The organism is Planktosalinus sp. (genome assembly GCF_059864935.1).
Genome location: NZ_JCBCCK010000352.1, coordinates 1 through 1452 on the forward strand (window position 1 = coordinate 1; position 1452 = coordinate 1452).

At 39.4% G+C, this 1452-nt stretch carries 1 pseudogene; it reads left to right on the forward strand.

The features are described 5' to 3' along the window. Positions 1-1452 (forward strand): annotated as a pseudogene (locus AC6F75_RS11140) (hypothetical protein); the annotation flags it as partial.

The following is a 1452-nucleotide window of genomic DNA, read 5'->3' on the forward strand; positions in this document are numbered from 1 at the left end:
ACTGTTGAATGACTATGAAAACCTGAATTTTTCAATTAATGTTATCAGAGATCAACACCCTGAAATTGTTGTGGATTCCAGGCAAGACACCCTTAACAGCCAAATCACCTATTTTTTTGGAAGGGTTTCAGACGATTACGGCCTGACCAGGCTACAGTTGGTGTATTACCCTTCAGACGATGAAAACAAAAAGACCATTGAACCGCTGCCTGTAAACAGAGGAACATTTGACCAGTTTTTGTTTGTATTCCCCGGCGAGCTTGAACTTGAACCCGGAAAGACTTACAGTTATTACTTTGAAGTATTTGATAACGATGGTATAAATGGGGCAAAAAGCTCTAAATCCACTGTTTTCTCATTTAGAAAACTTACAAGGGAAGAATTAGAGCGACAGCAATTGGAAGAACAAAGAGAGGCCATTCAGGGGCTGAACAGCACACTTCAAAATATGGAGCAACAGAAGAAATCGCTTGAAGAGCTTTCGCGTATGCAAAAAGAAAAGAGCGAACTCAACTGGAATGATAAACAAAAGGTTGAAGAGTTTTTAAAGCGTCAAAAGCTTCAGGAGGAAATGATGAAAAAATTCTCTGAAAAGGCTAAAGAAAACCTTGAAAACTTCCAGAAAGAAAATGAAACAGACCCTCAAAAAGAAGAGCTTTTAGACCGATTTGAAGAAAATGAACAAAGGTCAAAGGAAAATGAAGATTTACTTGAAGAACTTCAAAAGCTAAAGGATAAAATTCAAGAAGAAGAACTCTTTGACAAACTTGAGGAGCTGAACCAACAAAATAAAAAGCAACAGCGCAACCTTGAACAACTCCTAGAGTTAACAAAACGATACTACGTTGAAAAGAAAGCTCAAAAACTGGCCGAGGAACTTGAAAAGTTAGCTGACAAACAAGAAGCACTATCAAAATCAACCGACGAGGAAAACACCAAAGAAAAGCAGGAAGAGCTCAACAAGGAATTTGAGGACTATAAGGAAGAAATGGAGCAGTTAAGAGAAGACAACCAAGACCTGAAAAGCCCAATGGACATTCCGGACAATAGCGCACAGGAACAAGAGGTGCAGCAGGACCAGAAGGACGCAACCGACAAGTTGGAACAGCAACAGCAGGAAGGAGCAAAAGAAAAACAAAAAAGTGCCGCCGATAAAATGCGTGAAATGAGTCAACAAATGCAAATGCAAATGTCTGCTTCTGCCTCACAAGGTGCTCAGGAAGACATGGTAATGTTGCGACAAATCCTTGATAACCTAGTGATTTATTCACACTCTCAGGAAGATTTGTTGGAAGATTTTAGAGAGGCCAGATATGGTAATCCACTGTTTGGAAGAAAGCTGGTTCGTCAAAGCGAACTAAAACAAAATTTTCAACACGTTGACGACAGCCTTTTTGCATTAGCACTCCGAAACCCAATGATTGGAACTGTAATTAATGATTTGATTGAAGA